A 21194-nucleotide genomic window follows, 5' to 3' on the forward strand; every position below is an offset into this window, starting at 1 on the left:
CTCTGTCAGTTGTGGGTGTCGCTGCCGGCGCGATGCGCGGCGATTGGAGGAAGTTCCGCCAATATATTACCGCGCAGGTGATGGTCGAGCAAGGCAAGCAGGCGCTCGATCAGCTGCGCCGGCAGATCGTGGCCCATGCCTTCGATCACCTTCAGCGTGGCGCCGGAGATGGAGGCCGCCGTATCGACGCCGCAGGCCAGCGGCACCAGCGGATCGGCGGCGCCATGGATCACCAGCGCCGGACAGGTGATCTTGCGCAGCAGCGCGGTGCGGTCGCCGCCGGTGACGATGGCGGCCAATTGCCGCGCCACGCCGTCGGGATTGGTGCTGCGCCGCAGCGCCCGTTCGATGTTCGCCCGCAGCGTGCGTTCCGGCGTCGGAAAGGACGGGCTGCCGATCACCCGGTACACGCCGACCATGCGGTCCACCACCGCCTTGATGTCGTTGGGATCGGCCGGAGCGCCCATCACCGCGTTGCGGGCGGCGGCGGTTGGGCCGGGCAAGCCGCGCCGGCCGCTGCTGGACATGATGGAGGTCAGGCTGAGCGTGCGGCCGGCGAAGCGCGCAGCGAAGATCTGCGCGATCATGCCGCCCATCGAGACGCCGATGACGTGCGCCTTGCCGATGCCCAGCGCGTCGAGCAGGCCGAGCGCGTCGTCGGCCATGTCGTTCAGCGTGTAGCCGCCCGGCCGCTTCCAGCCGAGCAGCGACTTGAGATAGGCCAGCGCCAGATTGGGTTTCTTGAATTGGGAAAGTTTGCTCGACAGCCCGATGTCGCGGTTGTCGTAGCGGATCACGTAATAACCTTGTTCGACCAGGCCGTCGACCAGGTCCTGCGGCCAGGAGATCAGCTGCATGCCCAGTCCCATGATGAGCAGCACCGGCGTGTCCAGCGGGTTGCCGCTGGTTTCGTAGGCGATCGTGATGCCGTTTGCGTGCGCGGTAGCCAAAGCCGTCTCCCGGAAAAGCGCTGATTACATGGGATTCAGCATACCATTTTTACTGTTCTTGCGCGTCGCGCTTGGCTGCTGCGGCCGCCGCGCGGCGGGCGGCGAAGAAACTCTTGAGCATGGTGCCGCATTCCTCGGCCATGACGCCGCCGGCGATTTCGGTATGGTGGTTCAGCTGCTCCTGCTCGAACAGGTTGACCACCGAGCCGCCGGCGCCGGTCTTGGGATCGGCCGCGCCGTAGACCACCTTGGCCAGCCGCGCATGCATCATCGCGCCGGAGCACATCACGCACGGCTCGAGCGTCACATACAGCTCGCAGCCCGGCAGCCGGTAGTTGCCCAGCGCCTCGGCGGCCGCGCGCAGCGCGACGATCTCCGCGTGCGCGGTCGGATCGTGCTTGCCGATCGGCTGGTTGTAGCCGACCGCGATCACCACGCCATCCTTGACGACGACCGCGCCGACCGGCACCTCGCCCTCGTCCCATGCATGCTGGGCCTGTTCCAGCGCCAGTTGCATGAAGATGTTAGGCGGCATCGGTGATCTCTGCCCAGCAGTTCGGGGTTTCGTGCAGCACCAGCTTGTGCAGGTGCAGGCCGGTGCCGTAGCGGTCCTTGTAGGCTTCCTTGAGGATGCCGAAGGCGACGTGGGCCAGGTTTTCCACGGTCGGGATGCGGTCGATCACCACCGTCTTGTGGTCCGGCAGCGTGGCCAGGAAATCGCGCACCGCCGCGTCTTTTTCGTAGACGATAAAGGCGTGGTCCCAGACGTCGACCAGATGTTCCTTGGCCAGCGCCTTGATGTCGGAAAAGTCCATGATCATGCCGTTGTCGGAATTACCCTCGGCCGTGATGATGTTGCCGGTCAGCGTGATTTCCAGCGTGTAGCGATGGCCGTGCAGGTTGCGGCACTGGCTCTTGTGGTCGGGGATGCGGTGGCCGGCGTCGAATTCCAGCTTGCGGGTAATGGTCAGCATTGTTTAAGGTATTTGTAAAAGTTTATGGGTTTGCAGGCTCAGCTTCCATTTCGGATTGCGCTTGCAGGTCTCGATCGCCAGTGTGGTGTTGAACGCGGCCAACGGCCCGTCCATCGCCTGCACGAAGAAATTCTCGAAGTCCAGATGCTCGTAGGCGGCCAGGTCCTGTCCCGTCTGCGGGATCACGACCTTGATTTCGCTGCCCTTGGTGACCACCAGCGTCGAGCCCATCTTCGGGCTGACGCAGATCCAGTCCACGCCCTCCGGCACCGGCAGCGTGCCGTTGGTTTCGATCGCGATGGTGAAGCCGACCGCATGCATCGCATCGATCAGCGGTTTATCCAGCTGCAACAGCGGCTCGCCGCCGGTGAACACCACATACTTGCTCGCCGTGTACGACGACGGCCACAGCGCGTCGATGGTCGCGGCCAGTTGCTCCGGCGTCTTGAACTTGCCGCCGCCTTCGCCATCGGTGCCGACAAAGTCGGTGTCGCAGAACTGGCAGACGGCGCTGGCGCGATCGCTCTCGCGGCCGGTCCACAGATTGCAGCCGGAAAAACGGCAGAACACCGCCGGACGGCCCGCATGCGCGCCCTCCCCCTGCAAGGTGTAGAAAATCTCTTTAATGCTGTAAGTCACGATATTTCCTGATTGGACAACCCTCAATTATAGCCGACGCGGGCGTTTCCCGGGCATCCTCGCAGAAGTTGACATATCGCAATGTTGCTACGCGGTCGCCACGGTATTTTCGTTCGGTGGACGTCACGGGAGATAATCATGAGCTATACGCCGCCCTCTGTTGAAATCGATACCATCGTCGCCGCCGCCTGCCTGCTGGCGGCCATCTCGCTACTATTGCTCTGGCGGCATCATCGACAGCGCCGCGAACTGGCGACGCTGCACCGCATGCTAAGCCACGAGCGCGAGCAGCGCACGCTGGCTGACCAGGCGCTGGCCGACACCCGCAAGCAAGTGCATCACCTCAGCACCAGCCAGCAGTCACTGCGCGACGCCGAACGCCGCCGCATCGCGCGCGACCTGCACGACGACCTGGGCCAGCAGTTGCTGGCGCTGAGCATGGACACCCGCGCTCTGGCCGGGCGCCACCCCGACCTGAGCGGGCCGCTGACGCAGTTCGACCAGCGCATCGAGCTTGCCGGCCGCTCCATGCGCTCGATAGTACGCGATCTGCAGGTGGAGGCGCTGGAATCCGGGCTGCAAGGCGCGGTACAACAGCAAGTCGAACAATTCTCCCGGCTCAGCGGCATCCCTTGCCGTTTGGACGCCGAGCCGGCCGCCTTCCTCAACGGGCCGGGCAATGGCGTCGAGCGCGTGGTCTATCGGGTGTTGCAGGAGTCGCTGAGCAACATCGTGCGCCATGCCCAGGCGTCCGAGGTCTGCGTCGGCATTTGCCGCCAGCAACACAGCCTGAGCCTGACGGTGCGCGACAACGGCGTCGGCCTGCCGCAACCGCCGGCGGCGCGCGGCAGCGGCCTGCGCGGCATCGCCCAGCGCGTGGCCGAGGCCGGCGGCCGCTTCGATATCGCCAGCTCGCCGGGCTTTGGCACGGCGCTCACCATGTCCTTCCCGATTCAATAAAAACCAGAAAAAAGGCGCGCCCATGAACGGAACAAACAAGATCCACCACCTGACCGAAGCCAGCCAGGCGAACCAGCAGCATGGTTTCGCGCTGAAAATGATGGAACTGCTGGTCATCCCCACGTTCGTGGTCGACATCGACGGCAAGGTCATCATCTGGAACCTCGCCTGCGAACGCCTGACCGGGGTGCCGGCGTGGGAGATGCTGGGCACCTCCGACCATTGGAAAAGTTTTTACCACGAGCAGCGCCCGACGCTGGCCGATCTGGTGCTGCAAGGCCGCAGCGGCGAACTGCAGCTGCACTATCAGCGTCACGCGCGGCGCGGCGACACCGAACACAAGCTGTGCGCCGAAAACTGGTGCGACATGCCGCGCGTCGGCCGGCGCCGCTATCTGGCGGCCGACGCCAGCCCGATCTTCGACAACGACGGCAAACTGGTGGCGGTGGTGGAAACGCTGCGCGACGTCACCGATGAAAAGTCGGCCCAGGTGGCGCTGGAACAGCTGGCCACGCGCGACGGCCTGACCGGTCTGGCCAACCGGCGCTGCTTCGACGATACGTTGCAAGCCGAGTGGCAGCGCGCGCTGCGCCAGCGCCAGCCCTTGTCGCTGTTGATGGTGGACGTCGACAATTTCAAGCAGTACAACGACGCCTACGGCCACCTGGGCGGCGACCAGTGCCTGCAACGCATCGCCGGCGCGGTGTCGAGCGAAATGCGCGCTAACGACCTGGTGGCGCGCTACGGCGGCGAGGAATTCGCCGTGATCCTGCCCAACCAGTCGCTCAAGGGGGCGGCCATCGTGGCCGAGCGCATCCGCTGCCGGGTCGAGCGGCTGCACCTGCCCAACCTGGGCAGCAAACAACATGTGGTAACGGTGAGCATAGGCGCGGCGACCGCGCTGGCGGCGCCAGACACCGATCCCAGCCAGCTGGTGGCGACCGCCGACTCGGCGCTCTACCGCGCCAAGCACATGGGCCGCAACCGAATCAGCTTGCCGGGAACGGACGGCGGTTGAATACGATCAAGTCGGCAAGTATGGAACGTACTGCACGCCGACCGGCATGATGTGGCTGACCAGTTCGATATTTTCGTCGGACTGCGAGAACACGATCAGCAACTGCTCGCGCGACACCGCCCCGCTGGCAAGATTGCCCATGTGGTGCGCATAACCCGCGGCGTCCGGTGCGCGGTGCAGCACGTTGGAATACAAGCTGGTCACGTATTGCGCGTCTGTCGTGCTGGCGCCGTAGGTGCGGACAAATTCTTCGCTGTCGACAAAAGCACGGGCGATAGTGAGAAGATCAAGACCATCGTGGTCCATCCGGTACAACCAGAAGCCCATGCCCGGAAGGTCGGGTTCGCGGCTGAACATCGCACCATACAAACGGTACAGCTGACCCGCCTCTCCGGCGGTATCCAATGCCAGGCCTAGTTTGTCGGAAAATTCGATGCGCTCAATCCCGCCGAGCAGATCGCTGCCGCCGTTGCCCAGGCGGTCGGTGACGACGATGCCCGCGCCGCTGGCGCCGACCTGATAGTCGGAGCGGATGCCGTTAAATTTGATCAAATCGATGCCGCCGCCGCCGGTGAACAACTCATCGCCGGACCCGGCGGTCATGATGTCATTTCCCGCCGTCCCGCCCTGCACCGAGCGGAAACTGGATAGTTCGACGTCCTTGCCGCCGAAGCGCAGTACTGAAATCCCGGTCAGTGAATCAACGCCGTCGCCGGCGACGGTCAGCGCGCCGGTGGTGCCGGTGATGGTGAACGCCGACAGCGCCTTGGCGTACACCACCGTATCGCGCCCGCCGCCACCGCTGATCTGGTCGTTGCCGGCGCCCTCGTAGATCAGGTCGGCTCCCGCGCCGCCGGCGATGACGTTGCCGGCCGCGTTGGCGTAGATCGTCGAACCGCCGCTGCCGGCGATGGCGCGTTCGATGGTCACGTTGTAAGCGATGGAAATATTGTTGTAGCCCGGCGCCGTCTCGCTGAAAGTGCCGGCGTTCAGGTTGATGATGGTGGCGGTGCTGCAGGCGGAGAAATCGAAGGTGTCGGTGCCGCCGGCATCCCAGATGCATTGCAGCGCCGCATCCTTGCTGAAACTGTAGGTGTCGGTGCCGGCGTGATAGCTCATATTGGCGCCATACATATATTGCATCGCCTGGATGTCGTACAGCGCCGGCGTGATGCCGTAGTTCCCGTTCAGCTTGAAGCCCGAACCGACGTTGTAAGACATCTGGCTGTAGTCGATGGTGTCGGTGGCCGCCGGCAAAAATGGACCGTCGATGTCCCCGCCGGTCGAGTTGTAGTCGCCCGGATGCTTCAGACCCAGCGTATGACCCAGCTCGTGGATCAGCACCGCCATGCCGAAATCGCCGTCCCGGTAGGTCAGATTGAAGCCGCCGCCATTATTGACATACAGCGCCACCGGTCCATTGCCGTCCGGCAGATAGGCATAGCCGCTGCTTGCCGAACCCTGATTATTGGTGCCGAGCTGGATCTGGCCGCCGTTGGCGACCTCGTTGAAGGTGATATTGGCCACCGCCGCCCACGACGCCAGCGCCACGCGCACCGCCTGCTGCTGGGTCGCATCCATCGCGCGGAAACCGTTGGCGTCGTCGCTGGTGGCGTCGCCCGGCACCCGCGTCAAAAAACTGTAGGTCAGCGATACCGCTTGTCCGGCTACCGGTTTCCAACTGCTGTAGAGCAAAGAATCGATGGAATTGTTGCCGGTAGTGAAGCTCATGACGTTTCCAATTGGAAATTAAAAGGATTTTGACATGATAAACACTGCCTTCTTAAAAGGCAATGGCCGCTTGCTTACAGGAAGGGATTCGCAACGACTGTGCTGACCGGCGGCGGCAGTTCGGTCGGCAGCGCCTGTGCTTCCAGCGCCGCGACCACCTCGCCCAGCAAGCGGTGCAGCGCGCGCGCGTGCGCCAGCCCCGCCTGGTCCGCAGTCAGGTCGAGGTCGCCGTTGACGGTGACGCGGTCGAGCCGGTTCTCGATCTGCAGGCCGCCGATGTTCAGCACGTCCGACTCGTTGGCGTAAGGTACAAATTTGCTCATCATCAGCTCCGATCTTTACGTTGTTTTACCTTCGGCACGCGCAACATGTTGTTTTTGTCGGCCGCCGGCAGCGAGGGCAGCAAGTCGATGCCGATCTTGCCCTCCAGTTGCGCCACGCTCAGCATGACATAGTCGGCGTCGGCGCGGTTCTCGATGAAGAACGCGGCTCCGGCGCGCTGGCGCGGACTGTAGACCAGCTTATACAAATGCGTCGGCACCAGCACATTGCCGACTTTTTGCAGATTACCGCCGATGAAAGCCGGGCCGGTGATCACGTACAAATCGCCCTCCTTCTGCGCCAGCTTGCGCACCACCGCCTCGATGCCCGCCCAGACGTGACGGTTGTTGTCGGCGTCCTGGGGCACCATGTTCGCCAGCGTGAAACTCTCATGCTGGCTGCGGCGGTCCGGCATGTCGCCATTGGGCGCCATATGGCCACGGTCGTAGCCGCTGCGCGCATAGTCGGACAATTCCGCCCGCCCGAACGGCGGCAAGCGGGATTCTGTATGGAAGGAATTTTCGCGCGACAGGTCTTTGGCCGCCTCGATATTCTCCGCCGTCAGATGCTCGGCCGACCACAGCGGCGTGCGGGTTATGCCCGAATGCATGACACCGAACACGCGGTAGCACAGCTCGGTGGTGGCGGCATTCATCTTGGCGTTGCGGATCTCCGGCAGGCGGCCATCGACATAGTGGGAAGGACAGGCTCCGGCTGAAGCCAGGGAGGAGGAAAACAAGCCGCACAGCAGTGCGGCAGCGGTGACGGATCGCCGGATGAGATGCATGGTTCCTTCTGGATAGTTTTGAGTGGCGGCATTCTAGCGGATGACCGCCCGCGCACAAAACAAAAAGGGCTGGAACCCGTTCCGGTTCCAGCCCTCTCAAACATCCAGCCCTACCAGAGGCCATGCTTGTTATTTCTACAGCAACTATGGTAAGCATTATACATTATTTCCGCCGAATAAAACAGCTTTCAACAGAAAAGTCATCACGATGGCCTGCCTCGCCGTGCGGTGTTGCGGCGGCGATGGCCGGTGCCGCCCCGCCCCTGCTCGTCCTTGGTCTCGCCGGCTTCGGCCCGCTGCTTGTTGACGATGCAGGCGACGGCTGCAGATTGTTGCCATATCTAGTACTATAATGATTCCAACAAGAAACGTTACTTCGAGACATGAACATTGCAAATCTTAAAATCGGTCAACGCCTCACCCTCGCGTTTTCCCTCACCACCGTATTGTTGGCGGTGGTCGTCGTCACCGGCGCCCTCGGTCTGCAGGCCACCAAAAACGAAATCGACGTCACCGTCCATGACCGCTACATGAAGATCAGCCTGCTGAATCATGTCAAGGACGACGTCGGACAGCAAGCGCGCAGCCTGCGCGACCTGCTGCTGGCCAGCGACGCCGCCGAGGCCAATCGCGAGTACGCCGCGATCGAGCAGCGCAGCGCCCTGATCCGCGATGAGCTGGAAAAGCTCGGCGGCGTGCTGCACCAGCCGGAGGCGCTGCGGCTGTTCAAGCAGGTCGGCGAAGCGCGCGCCGCCTACGCCCCGCTGCGCGATCGGATGGTGGCCGCCATCAAGGCCGGCGACAAGGAAGCCGCCACCGCACAGTTGCTGCAACAAGTCCGTCCGGCGCAAAATACTTACGTCGAGGCGCTGGACCGGCTGATCGCCTTTCAGGTCGACCTGATGCGCACCTCCGGCGACGCCGCCGAACGGACCGCCAGCTTTTCCAGCAAGCTGATGATAGGACTGGGCGTGGCCGGCAGCCTAATGAGCTTGTTCACCGCGTGGTTCATCACGCGCGGCATCGTCGGCCCGATCCGCCACGCGGTGCGGGTGGCGCGCACGGTGGCCGGCGGCGACCTCAGTTCCAGCATCCAGGTCCGCTCCAGCGATGAAATCGGCCAGTTGTCGGCCGCGCTCAAGGAAATGAACGCCAGCCTGGCCGGCATCGTCGCCGAAGTGCGCGGCGGCACCGACGCCATCGACTCCGCCTCGGCCGAAATCGCGGCCGGGAACATGGACCTGTCCGAGCGCACCGAGCGCCAGGCCGGCTCGCTGGAGGAAACCGCTTCGTCGATGGAGCAGTTGACCGCCACCGTCAAGCAGAACGCGACCAACGCCAACCAAGCCAACCAGCTGGCGATGTCGGCCTCCGACGTGGCGGGCAAAGGCGGCAAGGTGGTGGCGCAGGTGGTCGATACCATGGCGTCGATCAACGCGTCGTCGCGCAAGATCGTCGACATCATTTCGGTCATCGACGGCATCGCCTTCCAGACCAACATCCTGGCGCTGAACGCCGCCGTCGAAGCGGCGCGCGCCGGCGAACAGGGTCGCGGCTTCGCGGTCGTGGCGAGCGAGGTGCGCAACCTGGCGCAACGCTCGGCCGCCGCCGCCAGGGAAATCAAGCAATTGATCGGCGACTCGGTGGACAAGATCGACACCGGCGCGCGTCTGGTCGACGAGGCCGGCAGCACGATGTCGGAGATCGTCGACAGCGTGCGCCGCGTCACCGACATCATGGGGGAGATCGCCTTCGCCAGTCAGGAACAGCTGTCCGGCATCGAGCATATCAACGGCGCCATCACCGAGATGGACCAGACCACGCAGCAGAACGCCGCGCTGGTCGAGCAGGCGTCGGCGGCCGCCGCCACCATGCGGCAGCAGGCCGGCCACCTGTCGGCGGCGGTCGGCGTGTTCAAGCTGGGAAGTGAAAGCGACCGCGCCGGCGTCATGCCGATCGGCAGCGCACGACGCGGACCTAAACCAGCTGCTGCTCCAGCGCTTCCGCCAGTTCGACGTTCATCCGCCGCTGGCTGAATCCCTGGTGGCGTGTGGCGAAAGCGCGCGCCGCCGACCGATAACGTTCATCGTCGAGCACTTGCCGCACCACGGCGCGCCAGTCTGACGATGGCGTGATCAGCGCGGCGTTGTAGCCGGCGCCGGACAGCGCGACCCGCCGCGCGGTCATGAATTGTTCGGTGTGCGACGGCAGCATCAGCAGCGGCACGCCGGCCAGCAGCGATTGCGCCAGCGTCGCTTCGCCGGCGTGGCAAACGCACAACTCCGCTTCGGCCAGGGCCTTCGATAGCGCCACCGGTCCGGCGGCATAATGCAGCAGCGGACGGCTGACCGGCGGCTGGGCACCGCCCGCCACTTCCGGCATGTAGACCAGGGTGTGGCAGCCTTCCGCCACCAGCGCCCGCAGCACGGCGGCGTGCGACGGATGACCCGCCTTCAGGTACGCAAACACCTTGCGTACCGCGCCTGCTGGCCATTGCGGCGTCGGGCCGCCGGCGTCGGGCAGGAAGTTGGGGCCGAACCAGTAGGCGACGTCCGCTTCAGGGCGCGCGTAGTGATCCAGCTCCGGCCAGGTGCAGAGCAATGGCCGGTCGCCCAGCAGCAGGTCGGCCGCGCGCTCGAATGGACGCTCGGCCAACAAGGCATTGGCCGTTTGCAGCACCCGTGCCTCCGACGCCGCCAGCCGCGCCGCCGGCGCCTGCTGCTGCAATGCCGGCAAGGCCCGTCCCGGCGGTGGGCTGTAGAAACCGTTCCCCACCGACGCGCTGCGCAAACCCATGCCGCGCGCCGCCAGGATCGCGGTCGGCGCGAAATCGGCGACGATCAGATCGGGCCGCAGCAGCTCGAACATGGCGTGCCAGCCGGCCACCGTGCCGCGCAGCGCGGACGGTTCGAGATAGCCGCAATGCAGCAGTATCTCCGCCAAGCTGCCCGGCGGCGACGGCAACCCCACCGCCTGGTGCAGCCACACCGGCGCCTGCAGCTTGGGCACGTCCAGGTCGGCCAGCAGTGTATGGGTGTGCATCAAGTCGCGCAAACTCAGGCTGACCCGATGCCCGCGCGACAGCAGCGTCTGCGCCAGCATCTTCAAGCGCCCGGCATGACCGAGGCCGCCGCCCAGTTCCCAGCATAGGTGGATGTGCGCCATGTCAGCCCTCCGCCATCAGCAGTTCGATTTCCGCCAGCAGCTGCGGCATGGTGTCGACCACGCGATACGCGCCGGGGAAATCGTGACTGCGCGTCAGCGCGTTGCGCAGGATGATGCAGCGGATGCCGGCGGCGCTGGCCGCTTGCAGACCGCGCGGCGAATCCTCCACCACCAGCGCGTCGGCGGCGCGCAGGCCCAGCCGCTCAAGGCCGAGCAGGTACGGCTCCGGCGATGGTTTGCTGTGGGTGTAGGATTCATGCGTCAATACGAACTCGAAATGGCGCACCAGGTCCAGGCGGCCGTGGATGATCTCGAAGTGGTCGCGGTTGGAGCTGGTCACCACGCCCATGCGCAGCCGAGGCGACAAGCTGGCCAGCACCTCGGCCACGCCGTCGATGGCGGGAATGTGCTCGGACGCCAGGCGTGCCGCGTAGCGCAGGTTGCGCCCCGTGCGCTCCGCCTCGATCTGCGCTTCGGTCAGCGCAGGCCGCAGCAAATGCCAGGCGCCGCAGTTGTCGGCCAAATACCAGTCAAAGAAGTGGCGTTCGCTCAGCTCCAGCCCCAAAGGCAGGAACAGCTCCCGGTTGGCCTCGTAGAACAGCTGTTCGGTGTCGACCAACACGCCGTCGTTATCCCACAAAATCCCTTGCAGCATAATCCGCATCCCATGTAAAGAAGCGCGAGCCGACGACTGTGGCGTGGCCGCAGCGGGCATTGTACCTGCTGGCCTTGCACCTCAGTGTATGTAATACTCCGCTGGACATCCACACGATAATGAGACATGGCCGTTTTTGCACTGCTGCCCCGCAGCCTCCGATTCCGCATGGCCGGCGTGGTGGTCATGCTGGTGCTGATCGCGACCATCGTCGTCACCTGGGTGGCGCTGGTGCTGGCCGAGCGCGATATGAAAAGCATCATCGGCGATCAGCAATACGCACTGTTGTCCGCCGCCGCCGCGCAGGTGGACGCCCAGATGTCCGCCAAAAAAGTGCTGCTGGCCAGCCTGGCCGACAGCATGCCGGCCGACGCCGGCCTCGATACCGCCCGCATGAAAGTCTTCATCGACCGCCATCCTTCGGTGCGCCGGGAGTTCCTCAACGTGCATATCTTTAATCGCCAGGGGATGTTGATCAACACGGCGGGCGACCAGACCGCCGCGCTGGAGCTGGACGCGCGCGTCCGCGCCTATCTCGAACGCGTGCTGGCCGCCGGCAAGCCGGTGGTGACGCCGCCGTTCAAAAGCCTGTTGACCGGACTGCCGGCCATCATGATCCTGCATCCGGTGCTGGACGCCGGCGGCCGTCCGGCCATGCTGCTGGGCGGTAGCATCGACTTGACCAACTCCTCGTTCCTGGAACAGATCGCGGCGCAAAAGCCTGGCAAGACCGGCTTCACCTTCATCATGACCACGCGCGGCACACTGGTCCATCATCCGAATCCCACGCGCCTGCTGGAAAACATCAACGCCCGCCCCGGCCACAACCGCGCCACCGAAATGGCGCTGCAAGGTTTCGAAGGCTGGACCGAAGCGGCCAACAAAGATGGCAGCGAGGGCATCTACTCGTACAAGCGGCTGAAAAGCACGAACTGGATCATCGGTTCCCGCTTCCCGGTGGACGAAGCGTTCGCGCCGATGATCGTCATGCGCCGCCACGCCATGCTGGCCTCGGCCGCCTTCGCCGCCGTGGCCGGGCTGCTGGCGTGGATCGCGATCCAGGTGCTGCTCCGGCCCCTCGGCCGGCTGCGCCGCAACATCAGCGACATCCGCAACGGCGTCGCCGACATTGGGGTGCTGCAACGCCGCCGCCGCGACGAGATCGGCGAGTTGGGCAGCGCCTTCCATGAATTGATCAGCGAGCGCGAGTCGGCGCAACAGGCCATCCGCGACAGCGAGGCACTGATCGCCGCCAGCGAAAAGCGCCTGCGCACCATCGCCGACAGCTTGCCGGCGCTGGTCGCTTACCTGGACCGCGACCTGCGCTATGGCTTCAGCAACGAGCATTTCCGCACCATGATGGGCGTGGATCCGCAGGCCATGCTGGGCAAGACCATCGAAGAAGTCTTCGGCAAGGAGTTCAACGACAGCCTGGCGGAGCACAACCAGGCGGCGCTGCGCGGCGAGCACGTACACTACGAACGCCAGGGCCATCACCAGGGTGCGCCGCGCCAGGTCATGGGCGACATGATCCCGGAGATCGCGGCCGACGGCAGCGTCTCCGGCTACTACCTGATGGCGCTCGACATCACGGAGCGCAAGAGCGCCGAGCTGCGCCAGGCCGCCAGCGAGAAGCGCCTCAAGCTTTTGACCGATAATCTGCCGGTGCTGATCTCCTATCTCGACAAGGAACGCAAGTTCCAGTTCGTGAACGCCACCTTCCAGCACTGGTTCGGCCTCGATCCGGCCACGCTGCTGGGCCGCCATCTGATGGACGGCATCGGCCACGACAACTACTACACCGCCGAACCGCACCTGGACAAGGCCTATGGCGGCCAGATCGCCACCTACGAACTGAAGACGCGCATCGGCGACAGCCTGCATACGCTGGAGACCACCTTCGTGCCCGACCTGGCGCCGGACGGCGGCGTGGCCGGCATCTATTCGCTGACGCACGACACCACGCGCCTGAAGGAAATCGAGGAACGCTTGACGCAGCTGGCGCGCATCGACACGCTGACCGGCATCGCCAACCGCCTGATGTTCGAGGAAATGCTGCAATTGGCCATGGTGCGGGCGAAGCGCAACCGCAAGCCGCTGGCGCTGGCCTACCTGGACATCGACCGCTTCAAGGAAATCAACGACACGCTGGGCCACGGCGCCGGCGACGCCGTGTTGAAGGAATTCGCGACGCGGCTGGTGGACAACGTGCGCGCCGCCGACACGGTGGCGCGGCTGGCCGGCGACGAGTTCATCATCATCTTCGAGCAGGTGGCCAACACCGCCGAGGCGGGACGGCTGGCGGCCAAGATCATCGAAGGGATGGGTGCGCCATTCGAGGTGGCGGGATCGCCGCGGCGGATCACCACCAGCATCGGCCTGGCCTTGTATCGGGGCGACGAGGAAGCGTTGTGCGACCTGGTGGCGCGCGCCGACGGCGCGCTGTACGCGGCCAAGCGCAATGGCCGCGACGGCTATGCGATCGCGGACTAGACCCGGCTACGCCGGCACGCCGCTGGCCAACGGATTCGCCAATGGCTCGCCGACCTTGTGCAGCAGGTTGCGGTCGATGTGGTGGAAAGGTTCGTCCTGGCCGCGGATCAGCATCACCGTATCCTCCTCATAGCCCCAGGTGCCGTCGTCGTTGATGGTGACCTTGATGCGGTACTCGATGGTCTTGAAGCCGTACTCCAGGAACGGGTTGGAACGGATGCCGTAGGTGTCGGACTCCAGCCGCGCCACCAGTTCGAACTGCCTGGCATCCGGGGCCACCACGGCGGCGGCCATCGCGATCTGGCCGCGCGGGATCGCCAGCGTCTGGATCACGGTGCTGGTCGCCGGCTCCCACAGCCAGTAGCCGACCTGCTCGTGATAGGTCTTGACGTTGTCGGGCTTGTTGATGATGATCAGGTAGCGCAGCCCGTAGAACAGCTGCGGGCCGTTGGTCACCGGGTCGATCGGCTGCAGCTCGATGCGCTCGATGTAGGCCTGCTTGCGCGGGCCGTCCGCCTTCGGCTTGATATCGAGGCCGCGCTCACCTTTCCAGATGCCCGCCATCGGCGCCAGCGGCCCGAGGTTGTTCAGGGTGTTGATGTCGACCGACGGTTCGGTGTAAATATCGCTGGAAAACTCGCTCATGCATGGTCCTGTGTTGATGGTCTGCCGCTATTGTAAAGTGATCTCGATGCGGTTGTGACCCCCGATATGGGTATACGCCACCTCGCTCCCCAACTGGCGGATCAGCAGCAGGCCGATGCCGCCCACCTTGCGCTGCGCCAGCGGCAGCGCCGGATCCTCCGCGCCGGGGCCGTCGCTCAGCGGATCGAAAGGCGGCGCCGCGTCCTCGTAGCGCAGCACGCGGCCGCGCACCCCGACCCAGACCGCGTGCGTGCTGTCGCCGCCGTAGCCGTGCAGGATGCTGTTGCGCAGCAGCTCCTCCAGGATCAACTCGGCGCGCGCCACCGCGCCCGGCGCGAGGCCGGCCTGGCGCAGCGCAGACGCGGCGAACGTCATCGCGGCGGGAATCGCGTCCAGCCGCGCCGGAAACTGCAACGGCGGCGCATTATCAGTTTCTTTTTCGTCCATTCGCGCATATTATCGGATTGCTCATCCGGGGAGAAGAATAATGACGCATATACGGGCACTCAACTTGGCCATCGCCACGCTGGCGCTGACATCCTTCGCCGCCATCGCGGCCGACGCGCCGGCCGGCATGGTCAAGACGGCCAAAGGCAGCGCCAGCATCGAACGCGATGGCAAGCAGAGTCCCGTCCATCCCGGCGCCACGCTGATGGCCAGCGACCGCGTGCTCACCGGCGCCGACGGCAGCGTCGGCATCACGCTGCGCGACGAAACCCTGCTCGCTGTTGGCCCGAACAGCAATGTGTGGCTCGAGAAGTACGCCTTCGATCCGACTTCGCACGAGGGCGTGTTGAACGCGACCGTCAAGCGCGGCACGCTGGGCGTCATCTCCGGCAAGCTGTCCAAGCAATCGCCGGGCGCGGTGCAGTTCCGCACGCCCACCTCCATCCTCGGCGTGCGCGGCACCGAATTCGTCATCGACGTCAAGGACGGGGAATAATATGGTCGCACTGTTGTGGGTGGTCTGCCTGATCGCTGCTGTCGCGCAGGCGCAGCGCGGGCCAAGTGAACACATCACGCTGCTGCCCAGCCAGGATGGCAAGGCCAGCGCGGTCGTCATCACCACCGCCGGCGCGGACACCGTGCTGGACCAGCCCTACCAGACCGCCGCCATCGACGGCAAACACGCCGTCGCCAGCGCCGGCGACGGCGCCGAGATCAGGCGGCGTTATAGCCAATTGCTGGACGCGCTGCCGCAGCGGGCCGCCGTGTTCACCTTGTACTTCGTCACCGACACCGACAACCTGGCGCCGGAATCGGCCGCGCGACTGCCGGAGATCAAGACCCAACTGGCCTCGCGGGCCATACCGGAGGTGATCGTCATCGGCCATACCGACACCGTCGCCAAGCGCGAATACAACGACGCCCTGTCGTTGCGTCGCGCCGATACGGTCAAGCGCATGCTGGTCGATATTGGCATCGCCGAAGAGCAGATCGTGGTCCAGGCGCGCGGCGAGCGCGAACTGCTGATACCGACCGGCGACGGCGTCGACGAGCCGCGCAACCGGCGCGTCGAGATCAGGGTGCGCTGACGCGGCCTAAGCCGGGCCGTTCCAGCGCAGCACCAGCAGCGTCAAGTCGTCCGACGCCTCGGCCGTCCCGACGTGCAGTCGAACATCATCCCGCACCGCCTGGACGACCGCTGCCGGCGTGCCGATCAACGCGTCGACCGCCGCGCCGGCCAGCAAACGATCCAGCCGCGCATTGCCGTACAAGTCCCCTGCCTCGTTCATCGCCTCGCCGATGCCGTCGGTGGCCAGGCACAGGCACTCGCCGGCTTGTAACCGATAGCGCTGCACCGGATATTCAAAATCATCCATCACGCACAGCGGCGGCCCGCCGGCCGGCAGCAGCGCGCGCACGCCACCATCGACGCCGATCAGGCGCGGCGCATCATGTCCCGCATTACACAACACCACCTCGCCGCTGGCCGCGTCGAGTATGCCGGCCACGCTGGTCACGAACAGCATCTCCGGATTCTCGCGCACCAGCTCCTGGTTGACGACATACATGATGGACGCCATGTCGGCGTCGCTGCGCAGCGCGATACTCTTGGCCAGCGCCTTGGCCACCACCATGAACAGGCTGGCCGGCAACCCCTTGCCAGACACGTCGCCGACCATGAAGAACACGCGGTCCTTATCCAGCATGAAGAAGTCGTACAGATCGCCGCCGACCTGCCTGGCCGGCTCCAGCAAGGCGCCAACCGCGAAGCGTCGCTCGCCGGGGAACGCGGTCTCCGGCTGCGGCAGCGTCGCCATCTGGATGCGCCGCGCCGCGTCCAGTTCACCGGCGGTCTTGGCGGCGGCCACCCGCGCCATCTGCAAGGCACGTTCGCTTTGCTGACGCTCGCGCACCGCCGCCGCCAGCATGCCGCTCAACAGGCTGAGACAGACCACCACATAGCCGATCGCCACCCCGGCCGCATCGAACAGCAGCCCGGAGCGCGCGAACAGCAAGCCGCCGACGCAGAACAATGCCGCGCCGGCCGCCACCGCCACCGGTACGCCGACGCGCAATCGCAGCCGGGGCAACAGCCACGCCGCGGGCAGGCAGAGAACAAGGAGCGCCAGCACCTCGGCCCAGCGCATCCACGCCGGCCGCTGCAGGAACGCGCCGTCGAAGAAGCTCTCGATCAACTGCGCGTGCGTGTCCACGCCGGGCATCAAGTCGCCGCGCGCGTTGGTCTTGAAGTCGCTGAGTCCAAGCCCGGTCAGCGCCACGATGACGATCCTGTTCTGCAGCGCCGCTGGATCGATCCCGCCCCGCATCAGATCCAGCGCAGAGATATAGCGGTCCATCGCCGGCGCCGAAAAGTTGACCCATACCGCGCCGTCGGGCTGCGTCGGCACGCGCAAATCGCCAACCGACACGCTGCGCACGCCGTCGGCGTCCGCGTCGATCTCCAGCGCGGCGCCGCCGGTGGCGACGCGCAGCAGCTCCATCGACATCGACGGCGCCAGCGCACCGCCGACCGCGCCCACCAGCGGCACCCGCCGCACCACGCCTTTTTCCAAGCGCACCGACAACAAGCCCTGCCCCTGCGCGGCGGCCTGTAACGACGGCAGGCTGGACATCGCCTGCAGAAAACGTATGACCGGCAACGCCGCCGCCGCCGCAGCACCAGCACCGGCACCAGCAGTAGCACCGTGCAGACGGATCGGCCACAGGCGCAAGGCATCGCTGGCGCCGGGCGTCGGCGCTTCGAAGCCGGCCACGCCCAGCACCACCGGCGCGGCGCGCAATTGCGCCGCCAGCAATTGGTCGTAGGGCGTCAGCTGCGACAGCTCGTCGCGCACCCGGCCGGGCAGCATGCGCGCCGCAAGCGCTTCCGGCGACGTGTTGTCCGCTTCCGGCATCAGGATATCCAACCCGATCGCCAGCGGCCGCTGCGCCGCGACGCGGGCGACCAGCTCCGTCAGGCGGACGCGCGGCCACGGCCACTGGCCGTATTCCTTCAGCGCCGCTTCGTCGATGGCGATGATCTGCACCGGCGCGGAAAGACGTTCACGCGGCAGATGCGTCTGATAGGCGTCGAACAGGGCGAGGCGCGCGGCCGGCAGCGGACCGTCGACGTCCGGCCACAAGCCCAACGCCAGCGCCAGCACGACCGCCAAAGGCAGCGCGAGCGGCCTGCCCTGGCCGGCGCGCACGCCATCCGATATTCGAAGGAGCAAGCGGCGCGGCATGGAGGCGCTTACAGGACCAGTTCCATGCCGTCGTAGGCGGAGACGATGTCCAGCGGCGCCTCGCCGGTGATCTCGGCGTAGCGGCGCGTCTCGGCCAGCACGCGGGAGATCTGCGCATCGTCGTAGATCGGCTCGTGGTGGAACAGGCAAAGCTTTTGCACCCCGGCCAGCTGGCACAGCTCGACGCCGACCACGTTGCTCGAATGTCCCCAGTCGGCCTTGACCGAGATCGAATCGGCCAACGAATACATGGCGTCGAAGATCACCAGGTCGGCGTCGCGGAAGAATTCGACAAAGGCCAACCGCTCGGGCGCGTTATCGAGCTTGTGCTCCGAGTCGGTACTGTAGACCATGATCTTGCCCTCGTGTTCCAGCCGGTAGCCGTAGGAGTCGCCCGCGTGCAGTTGCAGCTTGGCGGTCACCGTCACGTCGCGCAGTCGCAGCGGCACGCCAGGTTCCATTTGCACGAACTCGATGGTCGCGCCCAACTGGTGGAAGCCGACCGGAAAGCTGATCGGCTCCTGCTGGCGCCGGAACGCGGTCTCCAGCTCCTTGTGGCAGCCGTAGATGACGATGCGGTTGCCCGGTATATAAGCCGGCGTGAAGAATGGGAAGCCCATGATATGGTCCCAGTGCAGGTGCGACATGAACACATGGTAGGTCTGCGGCTTGGCGGGACCGTAGCGCGCCAGCTTGGCGCCGGCCAGTGCGCGCACGCCGGAACCCAGGTCGAAGATGATGTGTTCCGTGGTGGTGGCCTGATCCCACACCTCCACCTCGACGCAACTGGAATTGCCGCCGTAGGTGCCGCTGGTTTCGAAACCCAGCTCGTCGTCGATATACGACGCGACCTTCTCCGGCGTGTCCAGGTTGCGGCCGATGGCGCCTTCCAGCGCCGTCACCAGCTTGGCGCGGATCTGCTTGTGGTTCAAGGCCACCGGCAGCGAGCCGCGCGCGCCCCAGATGCGCGCCTTCATGCCGCGCCGCCCACGGCCGCCAGCGCCGCCGCGCGGTCCGGGAAAATCTCGAACAACATGTCGAAGCGGCTAATGGTGAACACCTCCAGCACCAGCGGCTGCAACGCAGCCAGCACCATGCGCCCGCCCTGCGGCTTGACCTGCTTGATCGCCACCATCAGCGCGCGCAGACCGATGCTGCTGATGTAATCGACGCCGCTGAAATCCAGCACCAGCGGCGCGCCGTCCCTGGTGCACATGGCCAGATGCGGATCGAGCGCCAGCTTGAAGGCGTCGGCGTGGGTGTGATCGATGCGGCCCGTGGGGCTCAGCACCGTGGTGCGGCCCTCTTGTATCGGATGGAGTTCCATGTGCTTGCCTTGGCGATTGAGGACTACTATTCATGACAACATATTTTGCATTATCACATCTTTTTGTGCTTTTAACAGCATAAGTCTGTCGCCTCATCCATGCTATTCTTCGCCCTCAACGCACTTGGAAGGGGAAACACGCATGCCGTCGCTGGAACAATATTTCGAGCTCAAGGAGCACGGCAGCAACGTCCGCACCGAGCTGGTGGCCGGCGTCACCACCTTCCTGACGATGGCCTATATCATCTTCGTCAACCCCTCCATCCTCGGCGACGCCGGCGTGCCCAAGGACGCCGTGTTCGTCGCGACCTGCCTGGCCGCCGCGCTGGGCACCTTCATCATGGGCCTGTACGCCAACTACCCGATCGGCATGGCGCCCGGCATGGGTTTGAACGCCTATTTCGCTTATGCCGTGGTGTTGGGCATGGGCGTGCCGTGGCAATCGGCACTGGGCGCGGTGTTTATCTCGGGTTGCCTGTTCATTCTCGTCAGCCTGTTCAAGGTGCGCGAGTACATCGTCAACGGGATTCCGCACTCGCTGCGGGTCGCCATCACGGTCGGCCTGGGCCTGTTCCTGGCGCTGATCGCGATGAAGAGCGCCGGCCTGGTGGTGGCCAATCCGGAGACGCTGGTGCGCGTCGGCGACGTGCACAATCCGCACACCATCATGGCCATCTTCGGCTTTCTGCTGATCGTCACGCTGGACCGGCTGAAAGTGCCGGGCGCGCTGCTGATCGGGATCGTCGCGGTCACGGTGTTGAGCTTTTTCTTCGGCGGGAACACCTTCCACGGCTTCATGTCGATGCCGCCGTCGATCGCGCCGACGCTGTTCCACTTCAATATCCCCGGTGCGCTGTCGATGGGCTTATTCAATGTGGTGCTGGTGTTCTTCCTGGTCGAGCTGTTCGACGCCACCGGCACGCTGATGGGCGTGGCCAGCCGCGCCGGGCTGCTGGTCAACGGGAAAATGGAGCGGCTGAACAAGGCGCTGCTGGCCGACAGCTGCGCCATCGTCGCCGGTTCGGCGCTGGGCACGTCGAGCACCACCGCCTATCTCGAAAGCGCGGCCGGCGTGCAGGCCGGCGGCCGCACCGGTCTGACAGCGGTGGTGGTCGGGCTGCTGTTCCTGGCCGCGCTGTTCTTCGCGCCGATCGCCGGCGTGGTGCCGGCCTACGCCACCGCGCCGGCGCTGCTGTTCGTCGCCTGCCTGATGCTGCGCGACCTGGTCGATGTCGATTGGAGCGACACCACCGAGAGCGTGCCGGCCGCGATCACCGCGCTGGTGATCCCGTTCACCTACTCGATCGCGCATGGCATCGCCTTCGGCTTCATCACCTACGCCGGCCTGAAACTGTTGACCGGCCAGGCGCGTCAGGTCAAGCCGGTGGTGTGGGTGATCGCGGTCGTCTTCCTGATCAAGTACGCCTACGTCAGCGGCTGACCGCGACCCGTCGCGGCACGGCGACCAGCGTCGGCATCTCGCGTATCGCCAGGATGCCGACCACGTTGTGCAGCCGCATGCGACACAGCGTCAGCGGATCCTCCTCCGGCGCCGCCAGCCGCAGCTGCACATCCAGTCCCTGCGGACAGGAGCTGGTGCGCATGCCGCGCAATTCAATCCCCAAACGCCGCACAATGGCCAATACCGCCTCCAGCGTGGCGATCGGATCGTCGGGTTCGATACAGAAGCGGTAGCTTTTTTGTGTGGTATTCATGCAACTAGAATAGCCAGAAACCCGGAAAATAGGCTTCCTGAATTTGCTTTGTTTGGCGCTATGGGCAGGAGATCGTCCTTCATAAGATAGAATTCCAGGGATATTCATCTTATGAGGATCCG

General features: G+C 65.2%; 22 protein-coding genes. 7 read left to right on the forward strand and 15 right to left on the reverse strand.

The window, feature by feature from the left end:
• Nucleotides 1–5: 5 nt before the first annotated feature.
• The 4 genes from GW587_RS23130 to queE are packed head-to-tail and all read right to left on the reverse strand — an operon-like array spanning nucleotide 6 to nucleotide 2563.
• Nucleotides 6–950 carry an alpha/beta fold hydrolase gene (locus tag GW587_RS23130; protein WP_166107052.1) on the reverse strand — a complete coding sequence of 315 codons (945 nt, stop codon included), beginning with the start codon at nucleotides 948–950 and terminating at the stop codon, nucleotides 6–8.
• A gap of 49 nt (nucleotides 951–999) precedes the next feature.
• Nucleotides 1000–1485: a tRNA adenosine(34) deaminase TadA gene (gene tadA / locus GW587_RS23135; RefSeq protein WP_166107053.1), complete on the reverse strand. Its 486-nt coding sequence runs from the start codon at nucleotides 1483–1485 to the stop codon at nucleotides 1000–1002.
• Complete coding sequence (gene queD, locus GW587_RS23140; RefSeq protein ID WP_166107054.1) at nucleotides 1475–1924, reverse strand: 6-carboxytetrahydropterin synthase QueD; 450 nt, start codon at nucleotides 1922–1924, stop codon at nucleotides 1475–1477. The genes tadA and queD overlap by 11 nt, the downstream gene beginning before the upstream one ends.
• A 3-nt stretch (nucleotides 1925–1927) precedes the next feature.
• Nucleotides 1928–2563, reverse strand: coding sequence for a 7-carboxy-7-deazaguanine synthase (queE, locus tag GW587_RS23145; protein ID WP_166107055.1), 636 nt, complete (start codon nucleotides 2561–2563; stop codon nucleotides 1928–1930).
• Nucleotides 2564–2701: 138 nt separating this feature from the next.
• Here queE and GW587_RS23150 point away from each other — a divergent pair, with 138 nt between their 5' ends.
• The gene (locus GW587_RS23150; RefSeq protein ID WP_166107056.1) at nucleotides 2702–3523 is read left to right on the forward strand and encodes a sensor histidine kinase; all 822 of its coding nucleotides are present in this window, start codon (nucleotides 2702–2704) and stop codon (nucleotides 3521–3523) included.
• A gap of 22 nt (nucleotides 3524–3545) precedes the next feature.
• Complete coding sequence (locus GW587_RS23155) at nucleotides 3546–4541, forward strand: sensor domain-containing diguanylate cyclase (protein WP_166107057.1); 996 nt, start codon at nucleotides 3546–3548, stop codon at nucleotides 4539–4541.
• Nucleotides 4542–4547: 6 nt separating this feature from the next.
• Here GW587_RS23155 and GW587_RS23160 read toward each other — a convergent pair whose 3' ends face one another.
• The 3 genes from GW587_RS23160 to GW587_RS23170 all read right to left on the reverse strand — a co-directional run bounded on the left by GW587_RS23160 (nucleotide 4548) and on the right by GW587_RS23170 (nucleotide 7380).
• Nucleotides 4548–6272, reverse strand: a complete 1725-nt coding sequence (locus GW587_RS23160; protein ID WP_166107058.1) for a DUF4214 domain-containing protein — start codon at nucleotides 6270–6272, stop codon at nucleotides 4548–4550.
• A 74-nt stretch (nucleotides 6273–6346) separates the two neighbouring features.
• Nucleotides 6347–6595 carry a hypothetical protein gene (locus GW587_RS23165; RefSeq protein ID WP_166107059.1) on the reverse strand — a complete coding sequence of 83 codons (249 nt, stop codon included), beginning with the start codon at nucleotides 6593–6595 and terminating at the stop codon, nucleotides 6347–6349.
• A 2-nt stretch (nucleotides 6596–6597) separates the two neighbouring features.
• A complete protein-coding gene (locus GW587_RS23170; protein ID WP_166107060.1) occupies nucleotides 6598–7380 on the reverse strand; it encodes a DNA/RNA non-specific endonuclease in 783 nt (260 codons plus the stop codon).
• A 383-nt stretch (nucleotides 7381–7763) separates the two neighbouring features.
• Here GW587_RS23170 and GW587_RS23175 point away from each other — a divergent pair, with 383 nt between their 5' ends.
• Complete coding sequence (locus GW587_RS23175) at nucleotides 7764–9416, forward strand: methyl-accepting chemotaxis protein (RefSeq protein ID WP_166107061.1); 1653 nt, start codon at nucleotides 7764–7766, stop codon at nucleotides 9414–9416.
• Here GW587_RS23175 and GW587_RS23180 read toward each other — a convergent pair.
• Both GW587_RS23180 and GW587_RS23185 read right to left on the reverse strand, forming a co-directional pair.
• Complete coding sequence (locus GW587_RS23180) at nucleotides 9358–10545, reverse strand: glycosyltransferase (RefSeq protein ID WP_166107062.1); 1188 nt, start codon at nucleotides 10543–10545, stop codon at nucleotides 9358–9360. The genes GW587_RS23175 and GW587_RS23180 overlap by 59 nt on opposite strands.
• Nucleotide 10546: 1 nt before the next feature.
• Entirely contained in the window at nucleotides 10547–11200 is a 654-nt protein-coding gene (locus GW587_RS23185; protein WP_166107063.1) for an HAD family hydrolase, read from the reverse strand.
• Nucleotides 11201–11326: 126 nt separating this feature from the next.
• On the opposite strand from GW587_RS23185, the gene GW587_RS23190 reads away from it, so the two are divergent.
• A complete protein-coding gene (locus tag GW587_RS23190) occupies nucleotides 11327–13693 on the forward strand; it encodes a diguanylate cyclase domain-containing protein (protein WP_229259604.1) in 2367 nt (788 codons plus the stop codon).
• A gap of 6 nt (nucleotides 13694–13699) precedes the next feature.
• Here the strand turns inward: GW587_RS23190 and GW587_RS23195 are convergent, their stop codons facing one another.
• Both GW587_RS23195 and GW587_RS23200 read right to left on the reverse strand, forming a co-directional pair.
• Nucleotides 13700–14338: an FABP family protein gene (locus GW587_RS23195; RefSeq protein WP_166107064.1), complete on the reverse strand. Its 639-nt coding sequence runs from the start codon at nucleotides 14336–14338 to the stop codon at nucleotides 13700–13702.
• 27 nt (nucleotides 14339–14365) lie between these two features.
• Nucleotides 14366–14785, reverse strand: coding sequence for an ATP-binding protein (locus GW587_RS23200; RefSeq protein WP_166107065.1), 420 nt, complete (start codon nucleotides 14783–14785; stop codon nucleotides 14366–14368).
• Nucleotides 14786–14825: 40 nt separating this feature from the next.
• Between GW587_RS23200 and GW587_RS23205 the strand changes: the two genes are divergently transcribed.
• On the forward strand, nucleotides 14826–15281 hold the full coding sequence (locus GW587_RS23205) for a FecR family protein (protein WP_166107067.1): 456 nt from the start codon (nucleotides 14826–14828) through the stop codon (nucleotides 15279–15281).
• A gap of 1 nt (nucleotide 15282) precedes the next feature.
• Nucleotides 15283–15873: an OmpA family protein gene (locus tag GW587_RS23210; protein ID WP_166107068.1), complete on the forward strand. Its 591-nt coding sequence runs from the start codon at nucleotides 15283–15285 to the stop codon at nucleotides 15871–15873.
• Between the two features lie 6 nt (nucleotides 15874–15879).
• On the opposite strand, the gene GW587_RS23215 is transcribed toward GW587_RS23210, so the two are convergent.
• From GW587_RS23215 to GW587_RS23225, 3 genes are read right to left on the reverse strand one after another with little or no spacing between them, the layout of a single operon-like run.
• Nucleotides 15880–18018: a CHASE2 domain-containing protein gene (locus tag GW587_RS23215; RefSeq protein ID WP_229259605.1), complete on the reverse strand. Its 2139-nt coding sequence runs from the start codon at nucleotides 18016–18018 to the stop codon at nucleotides 15880–15882.
• Between the two features lie 20 nt (nucleotides 18019–18038).
• Nucleotides 18039–19007, reverse strand: a complete 969-nt coding sequence (locus GW587_RS23220) for an MBL fold metallo-hydrolase (RefSeq protein WP_166107072.1) — start codon at nucleotides 19005–19007, stop codon at nucleotides 18039–18041.
• Complete coding sequence (locus GW587_RS23225) at nucleotides 19004–19357, reverse strand: STAS domain-containing protein (RefSeq protein ID WP_166107074.1); 354 nt, start codon at nucleotides 19355–19357, stop codon at nucleotides 19004–19006. The genes GW587_RS23220 and GW587_RS23225 overlap by 4 nt, the downstream gene beginning before the upstream one ends.
• Before the next feature lie 142 nt (nucleotides 19358–19499).
• On the opposite strand from GW587_RS23225, the gene GW587_RS23230 reads away from it, so the two are divergent.
• Entirely contained in the window at nucleotides 19500–20798 is a 1299-nt protein-coding gene (locus tag GW587_RS23230; protein WP_166107076.1) for an NCS2 family permease, read from the forward strand.
• Here GW587_RS23230 and GW587_RS23235 read toward each other — a convergent pair.
• Nucleotides 20788–21072 (reverse strand): hypothetical protein, encoded by a 285-nt coding sequence (locus GW587_RS23235; RefSeq protein ID WP_166107077.1) that lies wholly within the window; start codon nucleotides 21070–21072, stop codon nucleotides 20788–20790. The two genes, GW587_RS23230 and GW587_RS23235, sit on opposite strands and share 11 nt — an antisense overlap.
• Nucleotides 21073–21194 lie beyond the last annotated feature (122 nt).

The sequence above is a fragment of the Duganella aceris genome (assembly GCF_011090165.1).
Lineage (GTDB): Bacteria > Pseudomonadota > Gammaproteobacteria > Burkholderiales > Burkholderiaceae_D > Rugamonas > Rugamonas aceris.

Bases quoted from the DNA above. Each gene is read 5' to 3' on its own strand.
- GW587_RS23195 (WP_166107064.1), bottom strand. From the start codon at position 14,338: ATGAGCGAGTTTTCCAGCGATATTTACACCGAACCGTCGGTCGACATC.
- GW587_RS23180 (WP_166107062.1), bottom strand. From the start codon at position 10,545: ATGGCGCACATCCACCTATGCTGGGAACTGGGCGGCGGCCTCGGTCAT.
- GW587_RS23225 (WP_166107074.1), bottom strand. From the start codon at position 19,357: ATGGAACTCCATCCGATACAAGAGGGCCGCACCACGGTGCTGAGCCCC.
- GW587_RS23220 (WP_166107072.1), bottom strand. From the start codon at position 19,007: ATGAAGGCGCGCATCTGGGGCGCGCGCGGCTCGCTGCCGGTGGCCTTG.
- tadA (WP_166107053.1), bottom strand. From the start codon at position 1,485: ATGCCGCCTAACATCTTCATGCAACTGGCGCTGGAACAGGCCCAGCAT.
- GW587_RS23200 (WP_166107065.1), bottom strand. From the start codon at position 14,785: ATGGACGAAAAAGAAACTGATAATGCGCCGCCGTTGCAGTTTCCGGCG.
- GW587_RS23160 (WP_166107058.1), bottom strand. From the start codon at position 6,272: ATGAGCTTCACTACCGGCAACAATTCCATCGATTCTTTGCTCTACAGC.
- GW587_RS23190 (WP_229259604.1), top strand. From the start codon at position 11,327: ATGGCCGTTTTTGCACTGCTGCCCCGCAGCCTCCGATTCCGCATGGCC.
- GW587_RS23205 (WP_166107067.1), top strand. From the start codon at position 14,826: ATGACGCATATACGGGCACTCAACTTGGCCATCGCCACGCTGGCGCTG.
- GW587_RS23150 (WP_166107056.1), top strand. From the start codon at position 2,702: ATGAGCTATACGCCGCCCTCTGTTGAAATCGATACCATCGTCGCCGCC.
- GW587_RS23210 (WP_166107068.1), top strand. From the start codon at position 15,283: ATGGTCGCACTGTTGTGGGTGGTCTGCCTGATCGCTGCTGTCGCGCAG.
- queD (WP_166107054.1), bottom strand. From the start codon at position 1,924: ATGCTGACCATTACCCGCAAGCTGGAATTCGACGCCGGCCACCGCATC.
- GW587_RS23185 (WP_166107063.1), bottom strand. From the start codon at position 11,200: ATGCTGCAAGGGATTTTGTGGGATAACGACGGCGTGTTGGTCGACACC.
- GW587_RS23235 (WP_166107077.1), bottom strand. From the start codon at position 21,072: ATGAATACCACACAAAAAAGCTACCGCTTCTGTATCGAACCCGACGAT.
- GW587_RS23155 (WP_166107057.1), top strand. From the start codon at position 3,546: ATGAACGGAACAAACAAGATCCACCACCTGACCGAAGCCAGCCAGGCG.
- GW587_RS23230 (WP_166107076.1), top strand. From the start codon at position 19,500: ATGCCGTCGCTGGAACAATATTTCGAGCTCAAGGAGCACGGCAGCAAC.
- GW587_RS23175 (WP_166107061.1), top strand. From the start codon at position 7,764: ATGAACATTGCAAATCTTAAAATCGGTCAACGCCTCACCCTCGCGTTT.
- GW587_RS23170 (WP_166107060.1), bottom strand. From the start codon at position 7,380: ATGCATCTCATCCGGCGATCCGTCACCGCTGCCGCACTGCTGTGCGGC.
- GW587_RS23165 (WP_166107059.1), bottom strand. From the start codon at position 6,595: ATGAGCAAATTTGTACCTTACGCCAACGAGTCGGACGTGCTGAACATC.